We start from the raw sequence: 22,926 nt of genomic DNA, 5'->3' as shown, positions 1-22,926 counted from the left end.
ATCAGTCATCTTATATCTTGAATTGATTATATTTGCATCAAAATGATTAAATGAGTCATACGGGAATGTAATTATGGGACTAGAAATCAACTTACAATTAGGCAAATGGGCCAAACAAAGAACTCAACAACTAGTTCCTTTTAGTACCAACAAAGCTGGAGCTACTGTTGAACAGTCACTGCTTTTGGGTATGGTACGCCGCAAGCATCCTAAATTGATGAAACACCAAATCGCAAGTTGGAGCGTTAGTCCAAACCCGGCCGATAATGTTGAAGATCATCACAACAGGTTCATAGGTTTTACTGATAATGTGGGTTATCGCCACATTGATACCTTAGGGAATTTCACGTTCTGGATGCGAAGTGCAAGACTGAAAACCGGAGCAGGGTGGCATAGCGATGGTACAGTAAAAACCTTTTTTCATGATGTAGAAAATAATGCAAAAAACAGCATTAAATATGGCATCGGTAATTGCGGAGAGCTAAGCGCTATTGCTTTCCTTTTGTTATTGGAGTGTCCATTAAAATATGTAAAAGGTGAGTACATTAGGGTTGAAAAAATCAACATAACCTACCCTGGCGATCACTGCTTTGTCATTATTGGTCGTGAAGCCAGTTCTGATCTTAGAGATCCGAGTACGTGGGGGCCTGATGCTGTCATTTGCGATCCCTGGGGTAACATTAATGTGGCTGTTCAAGGACAACTTAGCAAAAAAAGGTCAGCAAGAATACCCATATTTAATTACATTCTAGACAATTTAGCGGATAAGGATCTGCTGTTTAGAGCGCTGGACTATAATGTTGGTGCAGGGCACTCTGGCCGGTGGAAGATGAAAAATAGAGGGGATCTTCGCTTTTGTTCTGATTATTCCAGTAAACCGCAAAATATCCCTTTTTTTAATACTGGAGGTTTTAAACTCAATGCTTCGTCAGCTGGTGGGGCAAAAGAGGATGAGCGAGTGGTCCCTCTTTCAAGCATTTCAAATTGAATCTTTAAACTTCAAATCAGTTCAATCAGCAATGTATTAGACTTAAGACTTGCGCTCACCGTTAGCGTCATCGTTTTTTTGTGCAATACTTCAAATAGGCGACTCAGGGAGGAGGATACTATGCCAATTTTAAAATCAATTTGCTTCACTGCTTTGTTCATAGTGACTTGTTCAGCTTCAGCGGCTCAAATGGTACCTTGTTTTGATGAAGCTAAAATTAAACCCATTGTGGAAGATTTGCACCACGCTTTGCAAAAGGATTTTTGCGCTCAAGGAGTTCTGCCGTCTGACTTGCAATGGGTTACTAAAACAGCCTTGCCGCAAGTGATGAATAAATCATTTTTGGGAGTGGAGCCACCGCCTAACTGGCAAAGCCTGACGGATGAAATCGTGCAAGATTGTTTTAAAGAGGGAAATTTATGTAAAAAAGAAAGCCAAAGGCAATTTGTGGAATGTTTACAAGTTAAAAGTCCGGCTATTTTTTTACAACTGGGGCCCTGGATGGCGGATAATTGCAAAGTATTAAATCAGGAAATCGTCGAAAACTGGCCCAGGAAAAAGGAACAAGTACTTGATTTAATCAATCAATTCCAGCAACAAACACAAACAAAGAAAGACAATCAAGTCAAACCAAATAGCTAAGGACAAAGTATGAGAACGATTTTAATTACAGGAAGTAATCGCGGCATTGGCTTGGAACTGGTGCGGCAATTGAGTCAGAAGGGCGAGAAGATTTTTGCCACTTGTCGGGAGCCGGCCGCTGCTTCCGAATTATCTGACTTGGCCAAGCAATACAGCAACATTTCGATTTATCCCTTAGACATCAGTCGTGATGAAAGCATTAAAAACTTATTTGATGAACTACAAGGGGAATCATTGGATTGGCTCATCAATAACGCAGGCATTAGTGGCGAGTCCGGAGTCACGGTGGGTCATATAGATCGCGATAATTTTTTGAACGTCATGAACATCAATTGCTTAAGTCCTTTGAAAGTCAGCGACACATTCCTCCCTTTGTTACACAAAGGTAAGGAAAAGCTAATTATAAATATAAGCTCAAGAATGGGAAGCATTGGTGATAATAGCTGGGGAAGAAGCTATGCCTATCGCGCCAGTAAAGCCGCTTTAAATTGTGTCATGCGTTCATTTGCTTTGGATGTGGCCGAAAAAGACATTAAAGTCATGCTTCTGCACCCCGGTTGGGTGAAAACAGATTTAGGAGGCAGCAATGCTGAAATCAATGTTCACGACAGTGTAGCATCCATGTTAAACGTGATTGAACTCTATAAGAAAGACAGTCATGGCGAAACGTTGCGAAGCTATACGGGTGAGATAATTCCATGGTAATTGCAAGTTAGGCATATTACTGCTCTCTCTTCTGGTTGCTAACTCTGGTTGATGGGATTAATATCCATTCCAACAAAAAATTTAGCTAAAACAACTGCTAAGCGTTTCGGTTAGGGATAGTCCCGTCCATTTGAGGAAGAAAGATGAACCACAAAGTTTTTGTAAATCGTATTTTGAACATGAAGAAGATCAAATACATTGGCTTAGATATGGATCATACGCTTATACGTTATAACACGAGGAATTTTGAGGCCTTGGTCTATGAATTAGTGGTTGAGAAATTAATAAAAAATAAAAACTACCCTACTGACATCCGAAAATTTAAATTTATTTTTGACGATGCGATTCGCGGCTTAATCATCGACAGCAAAAATGGCAATATTTTAAAATTAAGCCGCTATGCTGCAATCCGACAAAGCTATCACGGGACTAAAGAAATCAGCTTTGCTGAGCAAAAAGAAATTTATCGCAGTATTTATGTGGATTTAAAAGATCCAAATTACATCGCCATCGATACTTCATTTTCCATTGCTTTTTGCGTTTTATACAGCCAGTTGATTGACTTAAAAGACGAACGCCCACATGATTTGCCAACCTACAGCGGCATTGCTTTGGATGTTTTAAGCTCGGTTGATGAAGCGCATGCGGATGGCAGTTTAAAGCGCTTTATTGCTGATAATCTAGAACATTATGTCCTGCGGGAAAAAGAAGTAGTAGAAGGACTAAAACGCTATATGCGCTATGGCAAAAAATTCTTTCTGCTGACCAACTCTGAATTTAAGTACACTGATATTTTACTCAGTTATGCTTTGACCCCTTTTATGAAAAGAGGCGAAACCTGGCTAGATTTATTTGAATACGTCATCACTTTGGCTCACAAGCCACGCTTCTTCTATGATAATTTGAGATTTTTGGCCGTTAACCCAAAAGATGGAAGCATGACTAACACTTATGGGCCCATTACTCCAGGTGTTTATCAAGGTGGAAACGCCAGAAAATTCACGGAAGATCTTGCAATCAATGGCGATGAAATTCTATATCTTGGGGACCATATTTATGGCGATATTTTAAGGTTGAAGAAAGATTGCAACTGGCGGACTGCCTTGGTTGTTGAAGAGCTCGGCCAGGAAATTGAATCGCAGAAAAAAGCCCTGCCTATCGAGCAGAAAATTGTTGAGGCGATGAATGTTAAAAAAGTTCTCGAGCAGAAAAACATTGATCTTTATACCAGAAGCATTGATGAGGAAACTAGAAAATACGATGAGCAAATAGCTGAATTTCAAAATCAAATATCAAGCCTGGATAAGGAAATTTCAAAACTGCTGCGAGATGAGCAAAAATTCTACAATCCACATTGGGGGCGAGTATTCCGTGCAGGGGCGGAAGAAACTTATTTTGCCTATCAGGTTGAGCGTTTTGCTTGCATCTACATGGAAAAATTTTCAGATTTACTAGAGCATTCCCCGATGACTTATTTTCGTGCCAACCGCCGATTAATGGCCCATGACATGGATATTTTATCCCAGCCCCTATTGTTTTAAAGCCAGCAAGGATTGAAGAATTCATTCTGGGAAGCTTCTTGCTAACCTAAATAAACCTTTGCAGCCATCTTGCAATCAGGAAGTAAACTGCTTCTTGTCGCCTGCAAAACCGGTTTTGCAAGTACCTCGATTTTAATTCGGAATGCCTATGTGTTAGATTTAATTTAGGATGCATTAATGGTTTTGCACCATAGGATTTTGTTGGAAGATCCAACTTCCTCCAGGATTGGCGTTTCATTCAGAATTGTTGTTCTATTCCATAGGGAGTGTTTTGATGCGTTTAAGAAAATTATTTGCCGCCATAGTAGGTCTTTGCAGCTCTTACGCCGCTACTCCAGCAACCGATGCCAGTACCAGTTTGCATTTGGATTGGCTGGATAGCAGCGTTCAGCCAAGCCAGAATTTTTTCGCCTATGCGAATGGCACCTGGCAGAAGCAAAATCCCATTCCCCCAGAGTACGAAGCCTGGGGAGCATTCCATATTTTGAATGAAAAAGTTCAAAATACCATTCATCAAATGCTCATTGCTGCAGCCAATGATAGACAGGCCAAACCCGGAAGCATAGAGCAAAAAGTTGGCGATTTTTATTACAGTGGCATGGATGAGGCACTTATCAATAAAGTTGGCGTAAGCCCGCTAAAACCTGAATTTGACCGGATTGCGGCCATCAACAGCGAGAGCGAATTGCAAGGCGTCATCGCCCATTTGCAGCAAATAGGTGTGGATGTTTTATTTGGTTTTGGGAGCATGCAGGATTTTAAAAACAGCAATGAGATGATTGGTGCGGCCATCCAAGGAGGCCTTGGTTTACCGGATAGGGATTATTACCTCAAAGACGATAAAAAATTTGCGGATATCCGCCAAGCCTATGTTGATCACATGCAGAAAATGTTCGTGTTGTTAGGTGATAAAGCGGATGTGGCCGCTAAAGAGGCCCAACAGGTCATGGCCTTTGAAACCACTCTTGCCAAAGCTTCACTGAGCCAAATTGAATTACGTGACCCCTATGCGATTTATCATCCCATGGATGAAAAACAATTGCAGGCGGCTACACCTCATTTTTCCTGGTCTCGATATTTCGTCGACATTGGCCTTCCGCAATTGAAATCAATTAACTTGGCAACTCCCGAATTTTTTAAAACAGTGAATGAACAATTAACTGCATTGTCTTTGGAAGACTGGAAAACTTATTTGCGATGGCACTTAATCGACAGTTTCGCATCCTATTTGTCGAAACCCTTTGTTGATGAAAACTTTCGCATGGTTTCAGCAATCAATGGCGCGGAAAAACAACTGCCGCGATGGAAGCGGGTGGTGAAGACAGAAAATGGTGCATTAGGTTTTGCCATTGGCAAAATGTATGTCGAGAAGTATTTCTCTCCCGAGTCGAAACAGAAGGTATTGGAAATAGTACAAAACATTCGCCAAGCTTTGAAACAAGATTTGCAAAGCTTAAGCTGGATGACACCAGCTACTCGACAGGCTGCTCTTAAGAAATTGGATTTAATGGAAGAACGGGTTGGTTATCCTGAAAAGTGGTGGGACTATTCAAGCCTTAAAATTGACAGAGGCCCCTATGTTCTAAATGTGATACGCGCCAGTGAATTTTTAGTCAAACGAGATTTGAATAAAATAGGTAAGCCGGTCGATCGCACGGAATGGCAAATGACACCGCAGACCATTAATGCTTACTATGATCCTTCAATGAATAATATCAATCTTCCTGCCGGCATTTTGCAGACTCCCTTCTTTGATCCCAAGGCGCCTGCAGCCGTAAATTACGGGGCCATTGGCTTCATCATTGGGCATGAAATGACCCATGGCTTTGATGATAAAGGGGCGCTTTTTGATGGTCATGGTAATCTTAACAACTGGTGGAGTCCGGAAGATTTAAAGAAATTCCAAGCCGCTACTAATTGTATTGCAGAGCAGTTTTCCCATTATAAAGTAAATGGCGATTTGTCTGTTCAAGGCAATCTGGTTGTGGGAGAAGCCACGGCAGATTTAGGTGGCCTAACTCTGGCTTATCATGCATTCCACGCATCAAAAGATTACAAAAATGCCAAAACCATTGCGGGCTTTACTCCAGACCAGCAATTTTTCCTGGGTTCGGCGCACATTTGGGCGAGTAACATCCGTCCTGAGCAAGCCAGGAATATGGTAACCACCGATCCCCATCCTCCCATGACTTATCGGGTGAATGGTACTTTAGCCAATATGCCGCAATTTCAGGCGGCATTCAATCTTCCCGAAAACTGTCCAATGGTTAATAAAAATCGTTGCGTGATTTGGTAAAGGCAAGGGCTGCTGAGATGATTCGTTTCAGTAGCCAACCTCATTCATCTGCATTCAGGTATCGTTTTTCCAGCGACGAACGGCATGGACATCGATGTCAAATAAATCCAGAACACGGCCGGCAGTGTGATTGACAATGTCATCAAGACTTTGAGGCTGATTGTAAAACGCTGGGACAGGAGGAGCCACAATAGCCCCCATTTCGGTTACTTTTTTCATATTTTCAATATGTGCTAAATGCAATGGTGTTTCTCGTGCCAATAGAACCAATTTGCGACGTTCTTTAAGCACCACTTCCGCAGCACGGGTTAATAAATTGGAGCTCAGGCCGTTTGCTATGCTTGCAAGCGTTTTCATTGAGCAAGGGGCTATGATCATCCCCAAAGTTCTATAAGAGCCACTGGAGAGTGAGGCAGCCACATCATCGATACGATAAGTTACATCCGCCAAATCGGCTAATTCTGTCGCGGATAAGTGGCTTTCATAAGCACGGGTCAGCTGGGCTGCTTTGGAAATTATTAAATGCGTTTCAAACTCAGTATCAGCCAACAATTCCAGGAGCCGGATGCCATAAATTATCCCAGAAGCTCCTGAGATCCCTATAATGATGCGCTTTTTCATGGTGCGAGTGAAAGATTAAATTGGATATTATTTTAACATGAAAAGTTTCAGCCATATATGCGCTAGCTATTTCCTTTATGGACGAATTGCATGCCATTTTCCGAAAAAATTTTTTGTTGTACTTCTTTTGGCAGCATCGCATTTTCAATGAATGCAACGCTTTCTTCCATACTCTCCATGGGATAATCCGTTGCGAAAAGGATTCTATCTTCCCCCATGGCTTTGATGACATAGTGAAGTGCAGGGACATAAAATCTCCCTGAAGTAGTGATGTAAACGTTTTCTTTCAGTACTTCTGATGGAATTCGCTGTATTGCAGGACGGCTGGATTTCAAATCTGGGTATCGATACATATGATCCAGGCGTTCCATGAGGAAAACCAGGGTTTCACCTAAATGTCCAAGAATTATTTTTAATCTTGGGAAGCGATCAAATACACCAGAAAGAATCATACGCATTAGGCAAAGTGCCGTGTCAAATTGAAAACCCACGGCACTTCCTGCAAGCGCGAATCCATATTTAGCGAACTCTTTCATCGTTGGAACTGTAGGATGGATGTAAACAGGAACATTTAAAGATTCTGCGGCTTCCAACAAAGGCCAATATTTCCTGTTGTCGAGGTATTCATCTGGGCCAAAATTTGAATGGGTTAACCAGCCAATGAACTTTAATTCGTTAATGGCCCGAATCAACTCTTTAACTCCTTCCTCCACTTCATAAGGCGCAATGGCGGCAAATCCTCGAAAGCGTTCCGGAAAAGCTTCAATGGCTTCGAAGAGAACATCATTTGCATCACGTGCGAGTGAAGGGGCTTGCTTAGCATCCTCTGCTGAGCTATCCACACCAGAAGGGACTGATAAAGACAATATCTGGATGTCGATTTGGTTTTTATCCATTTCTGCTACCCGGCTCTTACCGATGCCTAATAAGGCTTTAACCAGCTTCTCAGGGTGAAACAAGCTGACTTCTTGGCTGAATTGAACAGTAAAACTGTCAAGGGAATTTTCATGAGCCACGATATTAGCCGGGCTGTTTTTCTGACTTAAATAGGTGATGCATTTCTGCGTGTAAAAATGGTTTTCGAAATCGATTTTTTTCATGACTGTCCTTAAGCGCCATTAGTTTAAACTTCTAATGAGAAATTATTCTCTCCCTAGTTGTTTCATTGCGGCTGAAGTTTCCGAATACAGGGTATGCATCAACTGCTCAGTTTCCATTTCACGAATCAGCTTAAATCCTTGTCCTGCCCATAAAGATAAAAATTGTGGCTCTTGCAATTCAGCGGCTTTTCTTCTGATGTCTCTCGTTAGGGCATTTTGCAGAGGAAAAGGGAGAATGGCGTCTTGGTCTTGCTCAACCTCAAGCATAAAGCGATTAGCAATTCCTCGAGCATACCGTCCCGAAAAGGCATTGGTTAATCGTGTGCTGTCATGAGGTGAATTTAATAAAGCTTGGCGATATGATGTGGATGTGCCTGCTTCTTTACACAATAAAAAGGCAGTACCTAACTGCACAGCATCAGCCCCCAATGCCAGTGCTGCTGCTATGCCCTGACCATCCATAATGCCGCCGGCTGCGATAACAGGAATATCCAAATTACTTAGTATTCGAGTGAGGGCGAATGTCCCAAGGAGCGAATCTTGCTTCTTTAAAAAAGTTCCACGATGTCCGCCTGCTTCAATACCTTGCGCAACTACGGCATTCACTCCTGCATTTTGCAAGGCAAGCCCCTCCTCAAAAGTCGTAGCTGTGCCCATGGTTAAAATATTAAGTCGCCTACATTCCCTAATAATATCAGGACTGACCAGTCCAAACGTGAAGCTAAAAACTGCTGGCTTTATTTTAAGAATGACATCCATCTGCCTTTCAAAATTCTCCGCAAAAGGGGGGGGCAAAATTGGGTTCAGGGAGATTAAGTTCTTTACGATATTTTCCTGTAATCTGGAGAGCTTTTTTGAGTTGTTCCGGATTAATTCGACAAGGGGGGCTAGGGGCGAATAAATTAATTGCAAAAGGTCCAGAAGTTAAATCACGAAGCCTGCGAACCTCCTCCTCTATTTGCCCGGGAGGCAAATAGGCTGCAGCAAAAGAGCCTAAGCCCCCTGAGTTAGTCACTGCGGCAACCAGTTCAGGAGTGGATGGGCCACCGCCTAAAGGCGCAAGTATAAGCGGCCATTTGATGCCCAAATGCTGACGAAAGTAATTTTGACTAAATTCCATAACCGCACAATCCTAATTCCTTTCAATAACCTTAGCTTGTTACTGAATAAGAATCCACCAGATTGAGAGGTGAAAACCATTAGTGAGATTGGATAAAATCAGAATTGTGCCAGTATGGGCGTCTGTTAACCATTATATTGCTTGGAGACATAGCAATCTTAAAACAAGAAATTGCGTGTTATAATTTATCTGTAAGAAAGCCCGGAAATTGAAAGCTTAATGTGCAATGCACAAAGAGCCGGGAAACGAATGAAAAAGTAAAATGTATTGAAAGGATGACTGTATGTTCGGTGATCGCATAAAAAAAGCTTTGATTGATGCAGGATTACAAACCATTCCTGAAGATGAGTCTGTGCCACTTACACAAGTTGGCCTGGATAATTTGGTTCTGGCATTACTGGTGGTCGAGCTGGAACACGAATTTAAAATTCAAATTCCAATTATCCCTTTAGTAAAGGAAAAATTCAGCTCCATTTCGAGTATTCAAAATTATCTCATTGAGCTGGGTGTGCAGTAAAATCCGGCATACCAGCTAATGATAGGCCGACAAGGGCATTGGATTTATGGATTATTGCTCAAGTTCATCGGCTACGGTTAACCATTCTTGCTCAGCGGCGGAAAGTTCTTCTTTCATTGCCCTTTGCTGTTTAAGCAAACCTTGCAATTTCTTTTCTTGGCCGGTTTCATACAAGGAAAGATCAGCCAGTTTATGTTCCAGTTCCTGTAAGCCTTCATGGAGTTGATTCACCATTTGCTCTAATTTTTTCATACGGTTTTGCAAGGATTTTTTCTCGCGGTAACTGGTATTGGCCACACTTGCATGTTCTTTTTTAGGCTCGCGATTTTGCAGCCAGTGGTAATAGTCCTCTAAATCACCTTTAAATTCCCGCACCTCTTTTGCATAGACCAGGTAAAAATTATCAACTGTGGTGCGTAGAAGGTGCCTGTCATGAGAAATTAAAATCATTGCCCCTTCATAGCTTTGCAAAGCTATCTCAATCGCGGCGCGCATTTCCAAGTCGAGATGGTTGGTGGGCTCATCCAGCAATAATAGATTGGGTTTTTGCCAGACCAGTTTGGCCAAGGCCAGCCTTGCCTTTTCACCGCCTGAAAAATAATGGATGGGCTTTTGCGCCATGTCTCCGATGAAATTAAATCCGCCAAGAAAATCTCTGATCTGTTGTTCCTTGGCTTCTGGCGACAAATTTTGAATGGTTTGGGTTGGGCTTAGGCTGTTATCCAAATCTTCAAGTTGATGTTGGGCATAGTAGCCAATATGAAGATGTTGGGCGCGGTGGATGGTTCCAGCCAATGGCGAAAGACTTCCAGTTAGCGTTTTAATAAGAGTGGATTTACCTTGCCCATTAGGTCCTAGCAATGCCACCCGATCGCCAAGGCTGATGTTCAAATTTAAGTGTTTAAGAATGATTGCTTCATCGGAGTATCCTGCGCTGACCTGACTGCAATGAATTAAGGGATTGCTTGCTCGTGGACAGGGATAAAAATTAAAGGAAAAAGGCGAGTCTACTTGGGCTTGAGCGATTAAATCCATTTTTTCAATGGCATTTAATCGGCTCTGGGCTTGCTTGGCTTTGGAGGCCTTGGCACGAAAGCGGTTGACATAGGCCATCATGTGGGTAATTTTTTGTTGCTGCTTTTCATACATCATTTGCTGCAAGGCTAATTGCTGGGCTCGAGTTTGTTCAAATCGGCTGTAATTTCCCCGGTACAAATTCAACTTTCGTTGTTCAATGTGCAGAATGTCGGTCACGATGGCATCGAGAAACTCTCGATCATGGGAAATGAGCAGAATGCTGCTGGGGCATTGTTTTAGCCATCGCTCCAACCAAAAAATTGCTTCCATATCCAGGTGGTTTGTTGGTTCGTCGAGAAGCATGAGATCAGCAGGTTTCATGAGGCAACGGGCGAGACTCAAGCGCATGCGCCAACCACCGGAAAAGCTGTTGACTGATTTAGTCTGTTCCTCTTTTGAAAACCCAAGCCCTGCCATAATGGCCGCAGCTTGTGCTGGCTTGCTGTAGCCACCAGTTTGTTTTAACTGTTCATGGCAAAGGAGCACTTCAGCATGTTGTTGATGTGTCTCCGCTCGCGCCAGGCGCCGCTGCAGGGCAATGTATTCCTCATCTCCTGCAAGAACAAAATCGAGGGCTGTTTCTTCACTATCAGGCAGTTGTTGCGAAAGATGGCTAATTTTCAGTTGTGGATTGACAATGTATTCACCACTATCGCATTGTAATTGACCCAATATAAGGGCGAACAGGCTCGATTTCCCACAGCCATTATGCCCCACCAGGCCAACTTTTTGTTTTTCAAAGAGGGTAGCACTGCTGTTTTCCAAAAGGATTTTATTGCCTCGGGCCAGACTAATTTGATTAAACGTTAACATGAGCTTAAAAAATCAAATTCAAGATTAGAGTATAGTAGCACGACTTAGTGTGCAAAATTGAATGAAGTGCGTTTAAGATAAGCAAGAAATTAGTGACTATACACTGACTTGGCTTGTAAGTACGCCCAAAGGTGCTTCCTGAGCACGGCGCGCTCTAACTGGGACAAATTGAGTGTTGTGCTCTGAGCTTGTTGAATGAGCAAGCTCATCTGCTAGTCATTTCAGACATTGGATTGTATCGAACGAGAACTCCACGTACACTGAATTTTTTATAAATTCAGATCCATCCATGAAAAAAGCCGATAGCTTTTACAACTTAGAGACAATAGGGGGTGTTCTTTTATTTATTGCTTCAGCACTTGCAATAATTGTGGCTAATTCACCCTATTACAATGCCTATGACAATTTTTTCAGGGTTATTTGTGGGGTTGCAATTGGGGGCTTATCCATAAAAAAACCGCTTCTCTTATGGATTAATGATGGGTTAATGGCAATCTATTTTTTATTAATTGGCCTTGAAATCAAACGGGAAATTAATCGGGGAATTTTAAGTAATAAAGCCAACATCATGGTTCCTGCGTTTACGGCATTAAGTGGCTTACTCTTTCCAGCACTGATCTTTATTTTCTTTAATGCCCATAATCCAGCCTATCTTAAGGGCTGGGCAATCCCTACTGCCACTGATATTGCCTTTAGCTTAGCCATCGTGTCTCTTTTAGGCTCGCGGGTCCCTTTCTCACTCAAAATTTTACTGACGGCCATTGCTATTTTTGATGATATGGCAGCAATCTTCATTATTGCTTTGTTTTATACCGAAAACTTGTCGTTACTTTCACTTTCGCTGGCTTTGTTGTTTACTGTTATTTTGATTTGCTTAAATTATTTCAAATGCCGTTATCTTTCGGTGTTCATGTTTTTTGGATTACTACTATGGATTGCAGTATTAAAATCGGGTGTGCATGCAACCCTTGCGGGAATTGTAATTGCCATGACGATTCCCGATGAGGGTAAACAATCCATGCTAACCCGTTTGGAAGATGGCTTGCATCATTGGGTTGTTTTTTTAATCCTTCCTGTATTTGCCTTTGCCAACTCAGGCGTGACTTTTATAGGGCTTGATTTATCGATGTTTCTCCATCCAATCGTTTTGGGGGTTGGCCTAGGGTTATTTTTTGGCAAACAATTCGGTATTTTTATTTCTTTAGGTTATTTTGTTAAATTCAGGCAGCTCCTTAAAGCAGACAAGGTAAAACTCACCCAAGTTTATGGCATCGCACTCATTTGTGGGGTTGGTTTTACCATGAGTCTTTTTATCGGCAGCTTGGCGTACCAAAATAATGATTCCGCTTTAATATCCATGGTTAAAATCGGGGTAGTCCTTGGTTCTTTTCTATCTGGATTAACTGGGTTTTTGCTATTAAAAAGCGCTTCTGCCAAACCCTAACCGGAAAACAATTCTTAACAGGGGCAACCTGCTTAAGAAAAATAGCGATTGCTAATGAAGTATTTGCTATTGTTGTAGCAGTGGCAATAAGGGTATGACTGCGCTATGTTGTCTCCAAAAATAGCAATAGATTACCCCTGTCTACTCCTTTCGCCCCCTAAGAATCCATTTCGAAGAGCAATTAGGTAACAACTAAACTTAGGCTTTTTGCCAGCCGATGCAGATATAACGCATACAGCCATTTGATGCAAGCATGCTGAGGCAATGCTAGATGAAGCATTAAATACTATAATTTCAGCAATACTGTTGGGTGCTAGGGCCTTCAATATATTTGCAGAAGGGTTGCCATTTCAGCATGTTCTGTGTTTTGTTTTTACCCAAGGAAGGAATACGGATGTGAATGAGGACAATTACAAGCAAAATCCCAGAGGATTTGGTTTTAAGGAATTAGACGAGGATTTTCACGGAGGAATAAGTAATGCAACGATTTCATAATATTTTATTCGTCAGCCATGGAGTGAGGGATGAAACAGAAGCTTTACAGCTGGCAATTAAATTGGCTTTAAAGAACGAAGCCCAATTAGGTATCTTAATTAGTTGTCCTCCCTTTCCTGACACGTTAAGTGAATACAAATCTTCTTATGAAGAATCATTGATTGAAAAAATGAACAAAGCCATTCGATTGGCAAAATCAGGACTTGGATTTTCCAAAAAGAAAATTCCCATCGATATTGAAGTGGAGTGTGGTACCACACCCGATATCCGGATTATTCGTCATGTTCTTAAGCATTCTCATGATCTCCTTATTAAAGCTGTTGAAACAGAGGGGATAAAAGGCTTTAAATCCCTTGACATGGAATTGTTGCGCAAATGCCCTTGTGCCTTATTTCTTTATCGCCCTCTTAAACACTCGTTAGAGGATATACGAATTGCAGTCGCAATCGATCCCAGAGATGAGGAACCTGCCGCACAAGATTTATCAATTCGCTTACTGGAGCTTTCTCATTCATTGAGCCGCTTTTATCAGGGAAAATTAAGCATTATTTCATGCTGGGCGTTCGCACTGGAAAACTATTTGCGAGACAGCGTCTGGATAAAAGTATCTAAAGAAGAGCTTGAAAAAATCGTCCTCGAAGAACAGCAAGCCCAAGGTTTGTTACTGCGAGACTTGATTAAACGGTCGAAAATTCCTGAGGAATACCAAATTGAGCATCAAAAAGGCCAACCCGAAGAGGTTATCCCCGCGATCATAAGTCAAAAAAGCATTGACATTTTAATAATGGGCACGGTCGCCCGCACGGGCATACCAGGGTTTATGATTGGCAATACAGCAGAGAATATTCTCCAGAAAATTGATTGCTCACTGCTGGCATTAAAGCCTATTGGGTTTGTATCTCCGGTCAAAGCCTACTGATCCTGAAATTATCATGGCAGACCCACAAAACAGCTACTCAGAACCTTACTGGCATGAGCTATCAACCGAAACAATTCTTAAGACATTAAACTCTTCAGAATTCGGTTTAAGTGAAGAGGAGTCTCAAAGGAGATTGAAGGATTATGGCCCCAATCGCTTAGCTGAGCCCAAAAGAAAAAGCACAGTTTTCCGCTTTGTTCTCCAGTTTCATAACATACTTATCTATGTATTGTTAGCTGCTGCGCTTGTGACCTCTTTCTTACAGCATTGGATGGATACTGCCATTATTTTAGCCGTTGTTGTCATCAATGCCTTAATAGGTATTATCCAGGAAGGCAAGGCAGAAAAAGCATTGGATGCCATTCGAAAAATACTTCCCTCTACTGCAGCGGTCATAAGGAACGGTGAACGAATACGCATTCCTGGAGAAAAGCTTGTACCAGGTGACATTATTTTTCTGGAAGCAGGGGATAAGGTGCCTGCTGATGTGCGTTTAATCAAATCTCATGGGCTCACCATACAGGAAAGCATATTAACCGGAGAATCGGTCCCAGTGGAAAAAACCATTCATCCTGTTTCAAGGGATGCCCCATTAGGGGATAGGACGTGCATGGCCTTTAGCGGGACTTTAGTAACAAATGGGCTAGGTAAAGGCATTGTTGTAGAAACAGGCTCCACTACTCAAATTGGATATATTGGCGGGTTACTATCTAAGGTAGAATCACTAACTACCCCCTTAATTATACAAATGGGGCTATTTGCAAAATGGCTCACTTTATTTATTTTATTCATTGCCAGTATTCTTCTTGCCTATGGTTATTTTGTTCAACATCATCCATTTGCTGAATTGTTTATGGTGGTCGTTGGCCTCTCGGTTGCGGCTATCCCCGAAGGCCTTCCCGCGGTACTTTCCATTACTCTGGCCATTGGTGTACAGGCCATGGCGCGACGACATACCATTGTACGCAGGCTCCCCGCTATTGAGACCCTAGGCTCAGTATCGGTTATCTGTACTGATAAAACCGGTACGCTGACCCAAAATGAAATGATCGTTTCATCGGTCTTAACCAGCAACCACTTGTTTAGCCTGGATGGCATCGGTTATGAACCTCAAGGGAAAATTACCTTAAAGGGACAAGTGATTGACAACAATGAGCATCCTCTGCTTATGAAACTCGCACGTGCTGCATTGCTTTGCAATGACGCAGCGCTTCATGAGCAGGAAGGAAACTGGATTGTAGAAGGTGATCCCATGGAAGGTGCTTTACTTGCATTTGCAGCTAAGGCTGGACTCATTCTATATGAAGAAAAAAAATCTTGGGTGCGCACGGATGTGATTCCCTTCGATGCCCAGCATCGTTTTATGGCTACTTTAAATCACGACCATTTAAAGCATGCCTTGATTTTTGTTAAAGGTGCTCCTGAGCAAATTTTAAAGATGTGCCAAAATCAACAAAGCCAAGGGAGTGACGTAGAGTCTCTGGATAAGATGTACTGGGAAGAGAAAATGGAAGAGATGGCCTCAGGAGGGCAGCGTGTACTGGCGGTTGCAGTTAAAAAAACCAATCCGGAACATACGGTTTTGGAGTGTTCTGATGTACAGGGCAGTTTGACTTTACTGGGGATGGTGGGCCTTATTGATCCTCCAAGGCCTGAATCCATTTTAGCGGTGGCGCAATGTCATGCAGCGGGTATCGCAGTCAAAATGATTACCGGGGATCATGCCAGCACCGCGCTTGCCATTGGCCGGCAAATAGGTCTTAAAAATGCGGATAAGGTATTAACAGGTGTTGATTTGGATGACATGAGTGATGCGATTTTGCGACATGTTGTACTGGACAGCAACATTTTTGCCCGCGCAAGTCCTGAACATAAATTAAGACTGGTCATGGCCTTGCAATCAAATGGCATGACCGTGGCTATGACAGGTGATGGGGTGAATGATGCTCCAGCATTGAAGCGGGCGGATGCGGGAATTGCTATGGGAAAAAAGGGCAGTGAAGTTGCAAAAGAAGCAGCTGAGTTTATACTGACTGATGATAATTTCGCCTCTATTGTGGCGGCTGTGCGGGAAGGGCGTACAGTCTATGACAATCTTAAAAAGGTAATTAGCTGGACGTTACCTACGAATGCCGGTGAGGCAATGACTATCATATTAGCCCTGCTCTTGGGTCTGCGTTTACCGGTAACAGCAATCCAAATTTTATGGGTTAATTTGATTACTGCCGTGACTCTTGGCATCGCTCTCGCCTTTGAACCCACAGAAGAAGGGACCATGCATCGTCCGCCTCGTCTTCGGTGTGAACCTCTGTTAACGGGAAGTTTGGTATGGCATATTATTTTTGTATCCACTCTATTTATCTTTAGCGTTTTTGGCATCTATTTTTATGCACTCGATCGCGGTTATTCCCTTGAGTTAGCACGCACAATCGCGTTGAACACTCTGGTTGTGCTTGAAGTTTTTCATCTATTTTATATTCGTAACATTTACAGCACATCCCTTACATGGAAAGCAGTACGAGGAACCAAAGTGGTCTGGATGGCAGTTATTGTGATTGTTGTGGCACAATTGTCCATAACCTATTTTCCCCCATTACAAACAGTATTTGTCACGGAAAGTATTCCCTTTATGGATGGGGTCCTTATTGTCACAACTGGTGCATTATTTTTCATCGTGATTGAAATTGAAAAACAACTTCGTTTTAGAGTACTGGCGATAAGCCACATCCGTGCAGGAGAAAATACTCTCAATAAGGATTAGATATCGCTTGGTTTGAAAAACGTTGCATACTAATTCTTCCTGGATTTTAGGAGGCGTCTTTGAATGGCAACATTTTTCCATACCAAGCATCCGTTTATTTCCACATGACGTTACAATGTTTGGCACTGGCCGCTTTAAGCATATTAATCAAGGGTAGGGCACGATGGGATAAGCTGATTTCTGGCTCGTCATCTTCTTTTTTATTGGCTGTTGAGACTTTGGAAACATGAGATTTTTCTCTCTCAATACCCTCTTGCAGGCGAGTCAGTGCTTGGGGAACATCTTCTGCCAGGATGGCACCAGGCACCTGCCCACTGTGTCCCATCAATTTAAGTAGATGTTGTGCAATATGGCCGAACATGACAATGTTTTCGTAGGCATCGCTGTAAAACGTAACAAGCATAATTCCTTTTCCTTACTGATTTAAATTATCGAGCAAAAATGATTTTACATGGCTATCATACTGCAAATTAAAAAAGGTATATAATAATGACAATTTATTGTCAGGTTGAAAAATGAAAAAGCAAGATTTTTACTTTGATTTACCTGAGGAATTGATTGCCCAATATCCTCTAGCCAATCGGACCGATTCAAGATTATTAGCCTACAATCGGCAAACCGGTGAATACAGCCACCAACAATTCAAAGACCTAGGCCAATTTTTAAGGCCTGGGGATCTGTTGGTCATGAATAATACCAAAGTGATCCCTGCGCGTTTGTATGGGCACAAAGGCAGCGGTGGCAAAATTGAACTGTTGATTGAACGCTTTCTGGAGAATAATTCTTTTTTAGCGCATATTAAAGCCAGCAAAGCGCCCAAGGCAGGAAGTATTCTTTACCTGGATAAGGGATGGCAAATCGAAGTCCTGGCTAAAGAAGAGGATTTATACCGCTGCCGTACCTTAGGGGATACAGACAGTATGTTGCAAGACATTGGACATATTCCACTCCCGCTATACATTACAAGACCTGACGAATCTCTGGATCAAGATCGCTATCAAACGGTTTATGCTTTGCATCAGGGTTCTGTAGCTGCTCCGACGGCTGGGCTTCATTTTGATGAAGTGTTGTTAAAGAAATTGAATGAGCAGGGAATTAATCTGGCTTATTCGACCTTACATGTAGGGGCGGGAACCTTCAGGCCTGTTCGCTGCGACAACATCAAAGAGCATAAGATGCATCAGGAGCAATTTAGCATCAGTGATGAGCTCGCGCTGGCCGTTAACGAGGCTAAAGCCGCAGGTCATCGTGTCATTGCTGTAGGAACAACTGCATTAAGAAGCCTTGAGAGTGCGGCTGAGGGGAACAAACTTATCCCCTGTGAGGGGGATACTGACATTTTTATTTATCCAGGCTATGAATTTAAAATTTGTGATGGCTTAATTACGAACTTTCATTTGCCTGAATCCACTCTTGTTATGTTGGTTTCAGCTTTTATTGGCCATGCAGAAACCATGGCGCTTTACCAAGAGGCCATTGCGAGACGTTATCGTTTCTTCAGCTATGGTGATGCTACTTTATTGCTGTAAAAAGGATTAATAGATGCATAAGCTTGAACAACCATTGCGTTATTTGCCAATTCTCACCACTGAGGCCGGGAATTGCCTAACCATGGCTAATTGGCAGGAAATTGGCATTCACGATGCGGCTTATCAATTGTCCAGCTTGTTATTGAAGCCCGGGATACAGCTGCTTCAGAACGTTGAAGCTTTGAGGGATTATACCGGTTGGCAAGGAGCAATCATTCTGGATGCCAGATTTGAAAAAGCCAACCGGGAGGGTCTCTATTCAATTCGCTCTCCTTATGATGGAAACATTCTGAAAATCAGCAGTGAAGAGCTTCTCACTCTTATGATGCAATTGCAGGTTGACTGGATTTTATTACCTGCTGATTTTGACTTAACTTTGCTTTCCTCTCTACACCACAGCACACCGTTTTTAATTTCAAAATCAACCCGTGATTTGACGGCGGGACATAGATTTGGTCTTTACCGTAGTTATAATGGTGAAAATGCGCTGCAAGATTTTCTAAAGACCCAAGGCTTAACATCTGAATCCAATTTACGAAGTGTTAAGGTCAATGAACTGGTTGTTCTTGAGGGTTTGAATATTTTGCTGAGCGATTCACCGGCAAAATTAGCATATCTTGGTCAGGTTTATAGCCACACCGGCATCCTTAACTTGCAAGAGATCCATATGGCTCATCAACATAGAGCTATTGATGAGGAGTGTTCCTGTCCCACTTGCGAACAAGGCTTGACCCGTGCTTATCTGCATCACTTACTTGCCCAGACACCTTTACTGTGTCAGCGCTTTCTAATCCAACACAATGCTCATTATTTTCAAAATTATTTGAATTCTTGCATGTCTAATAAAATTACTTAAGCCGGTTCATTTACCTGAAGAGCAAATCTAGATATGATGTCACCCACCTTGCGCTGCCCATTGGGCAGCGTAGCCATTAAATATCAAATTTCAGGAGAATGGTATGAGTTTTTTTATTAGCGATGCGCTTGCTGCAGCACCCACAACTCACGCAGCACAGGCTGATGGATCTTTCTCGCTGATTATGATCGTAGCTATTTTTGTGCTGTTCTATTTTATGTTGATTAGACCACAAAATAAACGCGCCAAAGAACATCGTGAAATGCTTTCAAAATTAAAGAAGGGTGATGAAATTGTGACCTCCGGGGGCATTTTGGCGAAAGTGGTCAATCTGGATGAGCAATACATCAGGGTAGCTCTGTCGGAAGGTGTTGAGATCAGTATCCAACGTAATGCAGTTAGCGCCATTTTGCCTAAAGGCACTCTTAAATCCCTTTAAGGTGGACTAGGGAAAGAATATGCAGAATAGAAATCCCCTCTGGAAAAATTTATTATTGGTCATCCTTGTGGTAGCAGGCCTTATTTATGCCGTTCCTAATTTGTACAGTGAAGATCCTGCCGTACAAATTTCTTCGCAGAATACGGTCGATATGGATGCTTTGGGCCAACAGGTCAAGGCCGTTTTGGATAATGCCAAGATTAAATACAACTCGCTTAGCATTTCCAACGACAACATTGAAATTCGCTTTGCATCAACCGACACGCAATTGTTAGCCCGTGACAGCATTAAGAATGCTTTGGGTTCCCAATACACAGTGGCCTTAAATCTAGCGCCCACAACACCAGCATGGATGAGCCGAATTGGCGCTGAGCCGATGAAGCAAGGATTAGACTTGCGCGGTGGAGTTCATTTTCTGCTCGAGGTGGATGTTGATAGTGTCGTTGGCCGTCGTTATGAAGGCTTGATGAAATCCATTGGCCAGGATTTGCGTGAAGCAGGGATTCGATATACAGGAATTCGTTATATTGCTGATAAAGGTATCGACGTCCGTTTTCGTGATGACAATACTTTAAATAATGGTTCAGTTGAGCTTAAAAATAAATATCCAAACCTGCTAATCAGTAAATCGGATGTAACCACATCTCTTATGGCAGCGCTGTCCCCCACAGAATTGAACAGCATACGTCAAAATACAATTGAACAAACCATGGGTATTTTGAGAAATCGTGTGAATGAGCTTGGCGTAGGCGAGGCCGTGGTTCAACAGCAGGGCGCTACTCGTGTTGCCGTTGATTTACCTGGTATCCAGGATGCGGCTCGTGCCAAAGAAATACTTGGTGGAACCGCTACTTTGCAATTTTATTTGGTGGATCAAGAGAATGATCCTCAAGTGGCTAAGCAAACCGGCGTTATTCCTGTAAACAGTAAATTGTACAACATGGACGGGCAACCCATTTTACTCAAACGGCAAATCGTCTTAAGTGGGGATTCCATCACCAGTGCGGTTTCAAGTTTTGATCAACAAACCGGAACACCGGCAGTGCAGGTGCAATTGGGTGGTGGGGGAGAAAGTTTATTTACCAAAGTTACCCGGGAAAACATAGGCAAGCGCATGGCCATTGTTTATGTTGAAACAAAAACCAATACCTATAACGTGGGTGGGGTTGAGAAACGGGTAGCCCAACGTGAGGAACGTGTGATTAGTGCTCCCGTCATTCAAACTGCCCTAGGGAATAACTTTCAAATCACGGGACTGACTGACAGCAAAGAAGCGAGTAATCTGGCTCTGCTTTTGCGCGCAGGAGCATTACCGGCTGTAATATATCCTGTTGAGGAACGGACCGTGGGACCTTCCTTAGGAAAGGAGAATATTCATCGCGGATTAGTATCACTTGAAGTTGGCATGGGTTTAATTCTGCTTTTGATGTTGGTCTATTATCACTTTTTTGGTCTTGTGGCTGACATTGCTTTATTTTTAAACCTTATCATGCTGGCGGCTTTAATGTCTTTAATTGGTAATACATTAACCCTCCCGGGTATAGCTGCATTCGTACTCACAGTGGGTATGGCAGTCGATGCTAACGTTCTCATTTATGAACGAATCAGAGAAGAGTTGCGCAACGGTCTTTCTCCGCAAGCAGCCATTCACGCAGGCTATGACCGAGCTTTCGCAACCATTGTCGATGCCAACGTAACCACATTAATTGTTGGGCTCATTCTTTTTGCCATTGGCAGCGGCCCCATACGTGGTTTTGCGGTGATATTATCCTTAGGCTTATTAACTTCCATGTTGACGAGTATTACCTACACGCGCGCTTTGGTTAACTGGTATTATGGCGGCCGAAGTGTGAAAAAACTTTCAATCGGTATTTAAGGCGAGACTTAGATGGAATTTTTTAATCCAAATTCAAAAATAGACTTCATGGGCGCCCGAAAGTGGACTGCCCTGTTGTCAGCGCTTATTTTTATTATATCAATTATGGCTCTGCTGGTTAACGGCTTGAAATGGGGGCTGGATTTCACTGGTGGTACGCAAATTGTCATTTCATATCCCCAAGCAGCCAATCTGGAAGGCATACGTGAAAACCTCTACAAGGCTGGCTTTAAAGAAGCGCAAGTGATCAGCTATGGGACTTCTAAAGATGTTTTAATCAGCATTGCTCCGCGTCCCGATGTTAACCAAAGTACCACAGTTGATCAGGTCATGGCGCAACTACCTGGAGCTATCAAGCAACGTGTTGATTTTGTTGGGCCGCAGGTCGGTCAGGAATTAGCCACCAAAGGTGCTTTGGCCGTAATTGTTTCCCTATTGGCAACTATGATTTACATCGGCATGCGGTTTGAATATCGTTTGGCCGTGAGTTCTGCTGTGGCTCTGATTCACGACCCAATTTTAATTCTCGGTATTTTTGCAATATTCGGTATTGAATTTGATTTAAAAGCTTTGGCAGGTCTACTCGCCGTTATTGGTTATTCTTTGAACGATACCATTGTGGTTTTTGATCGGGTGCGTGAAAATTTTGTTAAAATTCGTCGTGCATCCCCTTTAGAAATCATGAATATTTCCATTAACCAAACACTTTCTCGTACAATTATGACTTCCATGCTTACTTTGTTCGTGGTGGTGGCTCTATTTGTTTATGGTGGGGAAACAATTCGAGGCTTTGCACTCTCATTAATCATTGGTATTGTCGTTGGTACTTACTCTTCTATTTATGTGGCTGGAGCGTTGGCTGTTGCCATGGGACTTGATAGAAAGGATTTTCTCCCTTCCCAGCGAAAAGAAATTGATGACAGGCCCTGATTGCCAACTCACTTATGCCTTTCGTCATTGCAGAAGCGGTGACGAAGGGGTTTTCTAAATGAAGTAGTCAATGAAGTTAATTTGAAACACAATGTCATAATTTTCACTTAAACCGTCACGATTTATCCTTCGGGCGGGAAATTGAGAAAACTATTGATTACGACAGCATTGCCAATTGTTTTAGGTAAAAATGTGAAAAAACTTTTTTGCGAATTGATTTGAAGTCAAGACTATCGAATTTAAAATATTTCAATTAT

The 22,926-nt window shown here is 42.4% G+C and carries 21 protein-coding genes; 15 read left to right on the top strand and 6 right to left on the bottom strand.

The genetic code is table 11. The features are described from left to right. Nucleotides 1-73 precede the first annotated feature (73 nt). From EL203_RS10075 to EL203_RS10055, 5 genes are all read left to right on the top strand, one after another. The gene (locus EL203_RS10075; protein ID WP_058472104.1) at nt 74-988 is read left to right on the top strand and encodes a hypothetical protein; all 915 of its coding nucleotides are present in this window, start codon (nt 74-76) and stop codon (nt 986-988) included. Nucleotides 989-1,108: 120 nt separating this feature from the next. Next, the gene (locus tag EL203_RS10070) at nt 1,109-1,630 is read left to right on the top strand and encodes a hypothetical protein (protein WP_058472105.1); all 522 of its coding nucleotides are present in this window, start codon (nt 1,109-1,111) and stop codon (nt 1,628-1,630) included. Nucleotides 1,631-1,639: 9 nt separating this feature from the next. Next, complete coding sequence (locus EL203_RS10065; RefSeq protein WP_058472106.1) at nt 1,640-2,335, top strand: SDR family oxidoreductase; 696 nt, start codon at nt 1,640-1,642, stop codon at nt 2,333-2,335. 179 nt (nt 2,336-2,514) lie between these two features. Continuing rightward, entirely contained in the window at nt 2,515-3,876 is a 1,362-nt protein-coding gene (locus EL203_RS10060) for an HAD-IG family 5'-nucleotidase (RefSeq protein WP_408610128.1), read from the top strand. A 274-nt stretch (nt 3,877-4,150) separates the two neighbouring features. After that, on the top strand, nt 4,151-6,172 hold the full coding sequence (locus EL203_RS10055; protein WP_058472108.1) for a M13 family metallopeptidase: 2,022 nt from the start codon (nt 4,151-4,153) through the stop codon (nt 6,170-6,172). 54 nt (nt 6,173-6,226) lie between these two features. Here EL203_RS10055 and EL203_RS10050 read toward each other — a convergent pair whose 3' ends face one another. From EL203_RS10050 to EL203_RS14685, 4 genes are all read right to left on the bottom strand, one after another. After that, complete coding sequence (locus EL203_RS10050) at nt 6,227-6,793, bottom strand: UbiX family flavin prenyltransferase (RefSeq protein WP_058472109.1); 567 nt, start codon at nt 6,791-6,793, stop codon at nt 6,227-6,229. A gap of 62 nt (nt 6,794-6,855) precedes the next feature. Further along, nucleotides 6,856-7,893 (bottom strand): amidohydrolase family protein, encoded by a 1,038-nt coding sequence (locus EL203_RS10045; protein WP_058472110.1) that lies wholly within the window; start codon nt 7,891-7,893, stop codon nt 6,856-6,858. 42 nt (nt 7,894-7,935) lie between these two features. Beyond that, the gene (locus EL203_RS10040) at nt 7,936-8,652 is read right to left on the bottom strand and encodes an NAD(P)H-dependent flavin oxidoreductase (RefSeq protein ID WP_058472111.1); all 717 of its coding nucleotides are present in this window, start codon (nt 8,650-8,652) and stop codon (nt 7,936-7,938) included. A gap of 7 nt (nt 8,653-8,659) precedes the next feature. After that, the gene (locus tag EL203_RS14685; protein ID WP_058472112.1) at nt 8,660-9,013 is read right to left on the bottom strand and encodes an NAD(P)H-dependent flavin oxidoreductase; all 354 of its coding nucleotides are present in this window, start codon (nt 9,011-9,013) and stop codon (nt 8,660-8,662) included. 283 nt (nt 9,014-9,296) lie between these two features. On the opposite strand from EL203_RS14685, the gene EL203_RS10030 reads away from it, so the two are divergent. After that, nucleotides 9,297-9,530: a phosphopantetheine-binding protein gene (locus EL203_RS10030; RefSeq protein ID WP_058472113.1), complete on the top strand. Its 234-nt coding sequence runs from the start codon at nt 9,297-9,299 to the stop codon at nt 9,528-9,530. Between the two features lie 51 nt (nt 9,531-9,581). Here the strand turns inward: EL203_RS10030 and EL203_RS10025 are convergent, their stop codons facing one another. Further along, nucleotides 9,582-11,420, bottom strand: coding sequence for an ABC-F family ATP-binding cassette domain-containing protein (locus EL203_RS10025; protein WP_058472114.1), 1,839 nt, complete (start codon nt 11,418-11,420; stop codon nt 9,582-9,584). A gap of 289 nt (nt 11,421-11,709) precedes the next feature. Between EL203_RS10025 and nhaA the strand changes: the two genes are divergently transcribed. The 4 genes from nhaA (at nt 11,710) to EL203_RS10005 (ending at nt 17,039) form a co-directional block, all read left to right on the top strand. After that, the gene (gene nhaA, locus EL203_RS10020) at nt 11,710-12,864 is read left to right on the top strand and encodes a Na+/H+ antiporter NhaA (RefSeq protein ID WP_058472115.1); all 1,155 of its coding nucleotides are present in this window, start codon (nt 11,710-11,712) and stop codon (nt 12,862-12,864) included. 264 nt (nt 12,865-13,128) lie between these two features. Further along, a complete protein-coding gene (locus tag EL203_RS10015; RefSeq protein WP_058472116.1) occupies nt 13,129-13,359 on the top strand; it encodes a hypothetical protein in 231 nt (76 codons plus the stop codon). Continuing rightward, a complete protein-coding gene (locus EL203_RS10010) occupies nt 13,343-14,278 on the top strand; it encodes a universal stress protein (RefSeq protein WP_058472117.1) in 936 nt (311 codons plus the stop codon). The genes EL203_RS10015 and EL203_RS10010 overlap by 17 nt, the downstream gene beginning before the upstream one ends. Before the next feature lie 13 nt (nt 14,279-14,291). Further along, nucleotides 14,292-17,039 carry a cation-transporting P-type ATPase gene (locus EL203_RS10005; RefSeq protein WP_058472118.1) on the top strand — a complete coding sequence of 916 codons (2,748 nt, stop codon included), beginning with the start codon at nt 14,292-14,294 and terminating at the stop codon, nt 17,037-17,039. Nucleotides 17,040-17,133: 94 nt separating this feature from the next. On the opposite strand, the gene EL203_RS10000 is transcribed toward EL203_RS10005, so the two are convergent. Further along, on the bottom strand, nt 17,134-17,442 hold the full coding sequence (locus EL203_RS10000; RefSeq protein ID WP_058472119.1) for a DUF1840 domain-containing protein: 309 nt from the start codon (nt 17,440-17,442) through the stop codon (nt 17,134-17,136). Between the two features lie 112 nt (nt 17,443-17,554). On the opposite strand from EL203_RS10000, the gene queA reads away from it, so the two are divergent. The 5 genes from queA (at nt 17,555) to secF (ending at nt 22,669) form a co-directional block, all read left to right on the top strand. Next, nucleotides 17,555-18,568 carry a tRNA preQ1(34) S-adenosylmethionine ribosyltransferase-isomerase QueA gene (gene queA / locus EL203_RS09995; RefSeq protein WP_058472120.1) on the top strand — a complete coding sequence of 338 codons (1,014 nt, stop codon included), beginning with the start codon at nt 17,555-17,557 and terminating at the stop codon, nt 18,566-18,568. A 13-nt stretch (nt 18,569-18,581) separates the two neighbouring features. After that, nucleotides 18,582-19,424, top strand: a complete 843-nt coding sequence (locus EL203_RS09990; RefSeq protein ID WP_058472121.1) for a tRNA guanosine transglycosylase family protein — start codon at nt 18,582-18,584, stop codon at nt 19,422-19,424. A gap of 103 nt (nt 19,425-19,527) precedes the next feature. After that, entirely contained in the window at nt 19,528-19,863 is a 336-nt protein-coding gene (gene yajC / locus EL203_RS09985; RefSeq protein WP_058472122.1) for a preprotein translocase subunit YajC, read from the top strand. Nucleotides 19,864-19,882: 19 nt separating this feature from the next. Then, the gene (secD, locus tag EL203_RS09980) at nt 19,883-21,739 is read left to right on the top strand and encodes a protein translocase subunit SecD (RefSeq protein WP_058472123.1); all 1,857 of its coding nucleotides are present in this window, start codon (nt 19,883-19,885) and stop codon (nt 21,737-21,739) included. Between the two features lie 12 nt (nt 21,740-21,751). Then, complete coding sequence (gene secF, locus EL203_RS09975; protein ID WP_058472124.1) at nt 21,752-22,669, top strand: protein translocase subunit SecF; 918 nt, start codon at nt 21,752-21,754, stop codon at nt 22,667-22,669. Nucleotides 22,670-22,926 lie beyond the last annotated feature (257 nt).

Source organism: Legionella jordanis, assembly GCF_900637635.1.
GTDB lineage: Bacteria > Pseudomonadota > Gammaproteobacteria > Legionellales > Legionellaceae > Tatlockia > Tatlockia jordanis.
The sequence above is the reverse complement of the archived record's forward strand: the minus strand, read 5'-3'. Positions and strand labels throughout refer to the sequence as shown.